At 71.2% G+C, this 6,118-nt stretch carries 5 protein-coding genes and 1 pseudogene; 3 read left to right on the top strand and 3 right to left on the bottom strand.

The genetic code is table 11. The features are described 5' to 3' along the window. The 3 genes and pseudogenes from G3I40_RS45115 to G3I40_RS45105 all read left to right on the top strand — a co-directional run. A pseudogene (locus G3I40_RS45115) lies at positions 1-160 on the top strand (1-phosphofructokinase); the annotation flags it as partial. Positions 161-224: 64 nt separating this feature from the next. Then, a complete protein-coding gene (locus tag G3I40_RS45110; RefSeq protein ID WP_164560576.1) occupies positions 225-2,333 on the top strand; it encodes a fructose-specific PTS transporter subunit EIIC in 2,109 nt (702 codons plus the stop codon). A gap of 149 nt (positions 2,334-2,482) precedes the next feature. Next, positions 2,483-2,731: a hypothetical protein gene (locus G3I40_RS45105; RefSeq protein ID WP_164560575.1), complete on the top strand. Its 249-nt coding sequence runs from the start codon at positions 2,483-2,485 to the stop codon at positions 2,729-2,731. A gap of 28 nt (positions 2,732-2,759) precedes the next feature. Here the strand turns inward: G3I40_RS45105 and G3I40_RS45100 are convergent, their stop codons facing one another. The 3 genes from G3I40_RS45100 to G3I40_RS45090 all read right to left on the bottom strand — a co-directional run. Beyond that, positions 2,760-3,563 carry a DUF6227 family protein gene (locus G3I40_RS45100; protein WP_164560574.1) on the bottom strand — a complete coding sequence of 268 codons (804 nt, stop codon included), beginning with the start codon at positions 3,561-3,563 and terminating at the stop codon, positions 2,760-2,762. Positions 3,564-3,798: 235 nt separating this feature from the next. After that, entirely contained in the window at positions 3,799-5,001 is a 1,203-nt protein-coding gene (locus tag G3I40_RS45095) for an Ig-like domain-containing protein (protein WP_164560573.1), read from the bottom strand. A 211-nt stretch (positions 5,002-5,212) separates the two neighbouring features. Beyond that, positions 5,213-6,118, bottom strand: a 906-nt coding sequence (locus tag G3I40_RS45090; RefSeq protein WP_164560572.1) for a P1 family peptidase, incomplete at its 5' end; no start/stop codon positions are given.

Here is a 6,118-nt window from a genome sequence, read left to right as displayed (position 1 = left end):
CGAGGGCCCCGCGGCGCTGGCCTCCGCGGTGGCCCACGGCGCGGCCGCGGTCCAGCTGCCGGGCAGCGCGATGCCGACACCCGGGGACCTCGCCCCGGACGCGGTGACGATCACGGCGGAGGTTCCGCTGGATCAGGCCCTGAAGGAGCCGGTGACATGAAGGCCAGTGCCCCGATCCCGCACACGCTCAGGCACCCGCACACGCTCAGGCAAAGGAGCCCGCGATGACCGTTGAAATGATCACCGCGGACCTGGTCGACCTCGACCTGTCCGCCCAGACCAAGGAGTCGGCCGCCCGCGAACTGGCGGAGCGCATGGTCGCCCTCGGGCGCGTGCGCGACCTGGACGGCTTCCTCGCCGACGTCGCCGCCCGCGAGGCCCAGATGCCGACCGGCCTCGACGGCGGCATCGGCATCCCGCACTGCCGCAGCGCGCACGTCACCGAGCCGACCCTCGCCTTCGGCCGCAGCGCCGCGGGCATCGACTTCGGCGCCACGGACGGCCCGGCCGATCTGGTCTTCCTGATCGCGGCTCCGGCGGGCGCGGACGACGCGCACCTCACGATCCTGTCCTCGCTCGCCCGCCAGCTGATGGACGAGGACTTCAAGGCGGCGCTGCGCGCGGCGACTGACGCCGCGGAGGCGGCGGCGCTGATACGCGGCGACGCACCGGCGCCCGCGGCGTCCGCGACGTCCGAGGAGACGGTGGCGCCGGCGGCATCGACGGCATCGGTGACATCAGCGACATCAGCCGCATCGCCTGCGGTATCCGATGAGGCGCCCGCCGCGTCCGATGAGGCGTCCGCGACATCCGGTGAGGCGCCCGCGGCGGAGACGTTCAAGATCGTCGCTGTCACCTCCTGCCCCACCGGCATCGCCCACACCTACATGGCCGCCGAATCCCTGGAGAACACGGCCCGCGACACGGACGGCGTCGAACTCGTCGTCGAGACCCAGGGCTCCGCCGGATTCACCCGCCTCGACCCGGCTGTCATCGCCGCGGCCGACGGCGTGATCTTCGCCCACGACGTCCCGGTCCGCGAGAAGGACCGCTTCGCCGGAAAGCCCACGGTCGACGTCGGCGTGAAGGCCGGCATCAGCCGCCCCGCCGAACTGATCAAGGACGTACGCGACAAGGCGGCCCGCGGGGAGACGACCGCGCCCGACGCCGCCGCGTCATCCACAGCTGTGGACAACTCCGGGGAACCCGGGGACGGTTACGGGACGAAACTACGCAAGTGGCTGATGTCGGGCGTCAGCTACATGGTGCCGTTCGTGGCGGCCGGCGGTCTGCTCATCGCGCTCGGTTTCGCGATCGGCGGCTACCAGGTCGCCGACGTCAAGGTCGAGACCCTCCTCAACAGCTTCGACTGGGGCTCGACGACCAGTTGGGCCGCGCTGCTCTTCTACACCGGGCAGGCCGCGTTCGCCTTCCTCGTCCCGGTCCTTGCCGGCTACATCGCGTACGGCATGGCGGACCGGCCGGGTCTGGTGCCGGGCTTCGTCGGCGGCTCGATCGCGCTGACCGTCGACGCGGGCTTCCTCGGCGGTCTCGCCGCCGGTCTCCTCGCGGGCGGCGCGGTCATGCTGATCCAGAAGGTGAACGTGCCGGCCGTGCTGCGCGGCATCATGCCGGTCGTCGTGATCCCGCTGCTGTCGTCGATCGTGGTCGGCTTCCTGATGTTCGTGGTGATCGGCAAGCCCATCGCCTCGCTCCAGAGCGCGCTGACGGACTGGCTCAACTCGCTGTCCGGAGCCAACGCGATCGTCCTCGGCATCATCCTCGGCCTGATGATGTGCTTCGACCTGGGCGGCCCGCTCAACAAGGTCGCGTACGCCTTCGCGGTGGGCGGCCTCGCCACCCCCACGGACGGTTCGCTCAAGGTCATGGCCGCGGTGATGGCCGCCGGCATGGTGCCGCCGCTCGCCATGGCGCTGGCCACCACCGTGCGCGGCAGGCTGTTCAACAAGGCCGAGCGGGAGAACGGCAAGGCCGCCTGGGTGCTGGGTGCCTCGTTCATCACGGAGGGGGCGATCCCGTTCGCCGCGGCCGACCCGTTGCGCGTCATCCCCGCCTCCATGGCGGGCGGCGCGGTCACCGGCGCCCTGTCGATGGTCTTCGGCTGTACCCTGCGGGCCCCGCACGGCGGCATCTTCGTCGTCCCGCTGATCGGCAACGCGTTCCTCTACCTGATCGCCATCGCCGCCGGTGTCTGTGTCTCGGCCGCCACGGTCGTCGCACTGAAGGGCATGCGCAAGGCGGCACCGGAGACGACCGCCGCCGCCGGGGAGGCCGCCCCGGCGCGAGAGCCGAAGGTTCCGGCCGCCGCCTAACCGGACACCGCCTAGCCGGACCCGCCTAGCTGGCCGCCGCCTAACCGGACACCGCCTAGCTGGCCGCCGCCTAGCCGGAACTGTCCGGTACTGCGAGATACGTCACGGTCCGGGACCAAAGTCCCGGACCGTGGTGTTCACTGGGGCGCATGCCTGAGCACGTGTCGATCCTTCAGCAGATAGGCCTGGCGATTCTCGCGGTGGCCACGGTGGCATGGGTGGTCGGTCTGATCCGCCTGGTGCGCGTCGTCGCCTACGCGCCGCCGCGGCCGATGGGTGCGCTGCCGCTGGGCGCGCTGCCGGGCCAATCCCGTGCACCGGCCGTGGAGTCGGTGCCGCTGACGGCAGACGAGCAGGACGCCTTCGCCGGTCTGGTGCGGCAGTTCGGCCGACGCTGAGCCTCGGCCCGCTGGCAGGGGGCAGCTCTCAGGCGCGCGCCCTGCGCGTGGCCGCCCGCTCCTCGATCGCGGCGCGGGCCGCCTCCTGCGTCAGATAGACCTCGCACATGTGGCGGCCGTCCGGCGTCGCCGTGTGCTCGACCTCCCAGAGGCTGAGCTCGCCCCCGTCACGCAGCAGGAACGCATGCTCGTACAGCGCGAAGCCCTGGCTGACGCGGCGGCCGAACGCCTGCGTGATCTGGTGGGCGCAGGCCTCCTGCAACTGCCCGGTCGTGCCCGGCCCCGGTCGGCTCGCCGCGTCCGGGTTCTCCGCGCGGCGCAGCAGCCGGCGGGCGTGGTCCAGGGAGCTGTCCGGGTCGGCGGGGCCGAAGGTGCGGCGCTGCACGGGGATGGCCGGGCCGGAGGGGTCGCGGGCGGTGAGAGGGGCTATGGGGACCTGGAGGTCGAAGTCCGGTGTGGCCTCCGGGGGCAGCGGCAGGCGGCCGGTCGCCAACTGCAGCTCGTCCTCGGTGACGTAGACCTCGTGCTGGGGCCTGCCGTCCCGGCCCGTGTTGTGGACCAGCTCCCAGAGGGTGAGCGCGCTGCCGTCGGCCAGCAGCCAGGTGTGCCGGTACGTCTCGCGGTGCCGGCCCGCGCTGTGGTGCGCGGAGTGCAGCGAGCCGGAGTACACGAGCGCGCTGTCGAGCAGGCGCAGCGTCTCGTCGGGCAGCTCGAAGGAGTTCAGCGCGCGGCCCAGCAGAAGGGCCAGCTGCTCCTCGGGTGACGCGGGGGCCTGGGACGACGATGACGGCGCGGCGTCGCACCCGTAGTCGTAGTCGTGTGGAGCGCTCAAGGCACCTCCTGGCATTGCTGCATGTCACCTTGTGGGTGCATACCGTAGCCCCTCGGTACGACATCATGTCCGCGAAATCGCAAACGAGGAACGGCAATTGAGAAACGTGCCTGCATAACGCACGGGCCGCACGGGAGGTTCCCGCGCGGCCCGCGTCGTCGTGGCCGTGTTGCCGTGGCCCGTGCGGCTGTTGTTGTGGGGTGGGAGGGTCAGGAGGTTGTGGGGCGGGAGGTTGTCAGGCGGCGCTGCCTGCCGTCCACTGGCTCCACGACATGTTCCAGCCGTTCAGCCCGTTGTCCGGGGGGATCGTCTTGTCGTGCGAGTTCTTCATGGTCACGACGTCGCCGACGAGCGAGTGGTCGTAGAACCACTTGGCGGTCGTGTCGCCGCCAGCGCCCTTCACGTCGCGCATACCGATGCAGCCGTGGCTGGTGCCCTGGGCGCCGAAGATGCCGGGCGAGCTCCAGTAATTGCCGTGGATGAACGTGCCGGACTGCGACAGGCGCATGGCGTGCGGCACGTCCGCGATGTCGTACTCGCCGCCGAAGCCGACCGTCGAGCCGTTCATCCGCGTCTGCACGAACTTCTCGGAGATCACCATCTGGCCGTTGTACGTCGGGTGTTGCGTGCTGCCGGTGGAGACCGGGACCGTCTTGATCGTCCGGCCGTCGCGGACGACGGTCATCTGCTGGGTGTTCGCGTCGACCGTGGAGACCTGCTTGCGGCCGACGGTGAAGGTGACGGTCTTGTCCTGGACGCCGTGGATCCCGTTCGCCCCCTCGACGCCGTCGAGGGCGATCTTCATGGTGACCTTCGAGCCGGCCTTCCAGTAGTCCTGCGGCCGGAAGTCCAGACGCTGCGCACCGAACCAGTGGCCGACGACCTGCTGCCCGCTGCTCGACGTGACCGTGATGTGCGACTGCACGTCCTTCTTGTTCGCGATCGCCTTGTCGAACGTGAACGACACCGGCATGCCGACGCCGACCGTCGCGCCGTTGTCCGGGGTGTACGTCCCGATGAAGCTGCTCGCGCTGGAGACCGTCGTGAAGATGGAGTTCGCGGCGGCCGCGTGACCGTCCCCGTCCTTGGCGGTCGCGGATATGCGGTACTTGGTGCCGCGCTCCAGCTGCTCCTTCGGCTTCCAGGTCGCCCCGTTCGCCGCGATCGTGCCCGCCACCTGCTTGCCGGACGCGGACTCGGTCATCTTCACGGCGGTCAGCCTGCCGTCGCTGACCTTGACCCCGGTCGCGTTGATGGACGCGCCGGTGGAGCCGTCCTTCGCGGAGATCGCGATCCGCGGGGCGTCCTGCGCACCGTTCTTACCGCTCTTACCGTCCTTGTCGCTGTCGGCGCTGGCGTTGCCGCCGCAGGCCGTGAGGGTGAGTGCACCGAGTGCGAGGCCGGCCGCCCACACGACGGCTTTGTTCTGCCTTCTCACGGTCTGCTCCTTCTGGGGTGTTGCAGGTGTTTGCTCCGGTACGGGGAGAGAGGCTCAGAGGAGCGGAGGGGTTCCTTCCGGTTGTTGTGAAGGCAGACACAGGGACAGTCCTGTTACGCAGGTGAAGGCGCTGTGACGTGGCGTGACGTGACGTGGCGCGAGGGGGCGTGACGTGGCTCGGCTTGGCGTGACGTGAGGGGGCCGTGGTGTCTCAGTGCGCCCGGGGCCCGTAGAGATCGCTGTACGAGAGGTGCGTGCCGCCGGGGCCCTTGACCGACTCCGCGGCGCGCACGGCCCGCACGATCGCGCGCGTCACGAGGTCCGCACCCGCCGCGAGGATCTCGTTCAGCGCCAGGGGGTTCGCGGCGTCGAGGGGGCGGGTCCCGGTGGCGACGGCGAAGACCGTGTCGCCGTCGTTGAGCAGATGCACCGGGCGCACGGCGCGCGCGATGCCGTCGTGCGCGGTGCCCGCGACCTTCTGCGCCTGGGCGCGGGTGAGGACGGCGTCGGTGGCTACGACGGCGAGGGTGGTGTTGAGGGGGGCATCGTTTTTGGTGGTGCCGGTTGTCGCGGTGGTTCCGGTTGTTCCGGTGGTTCCGGTTGTTCCGGTGGACCCGGTGGACCCGGTGGACCCGGTGGGCGCGGTGGGCGCGGTGGGCGCGGTGGGCGCGGTGGGCGCGGTGGGCCCGGTGGGCCCGGTGGGCCCGGTGGTGCTGGTGGTTCCAGAGGACCCGGTGGTTCCGGTGGTGCTGGTGGTCTCCGTGGTGCCCGTGGTCCCGGACGTCTCTGCGTTGTCGGAGAGCGGTGCCGGGCCATTGGCCGCCGCCGTGTGCGCGAGGCGCTTGTCCGCTGCCTCGTGCACCTCGGGGGACGGGTACGTCACCGGGCCGCGCCCCGCGAAGAACTCCCCGTACAGAGCCCCGGTCCCCGGGTCGAGCGCCGATCCCGCCGCGTTGGCGACGACCAGTACGGCCACCGTGATCCCCGAGTCCAGGACGGTGGACGCGGTGCCGACGCCGCCGCGCAGCCTGCCGACGAGCGCGCCGGTCCCGGCGCCCACGTTGCCTTCCTGGACGGGGGAGTGCAGGCCCGTCGCGGCGGCTGCCTCCACCGCGGC

Origin of the sequence: Streptomyces sp. SID14478 (assembly GCF_010548525.1) — a bacterium.
Lineage (GTDB): Bacteria > Actinomycetota > Actinomycetes > Streptomycetales > Streptomycetaceae > Streptomyces.
Note: the sequence above shows the minus strand (reverse complement) of the source record. Positions and strands in the feature narration are given on the sequence as shown.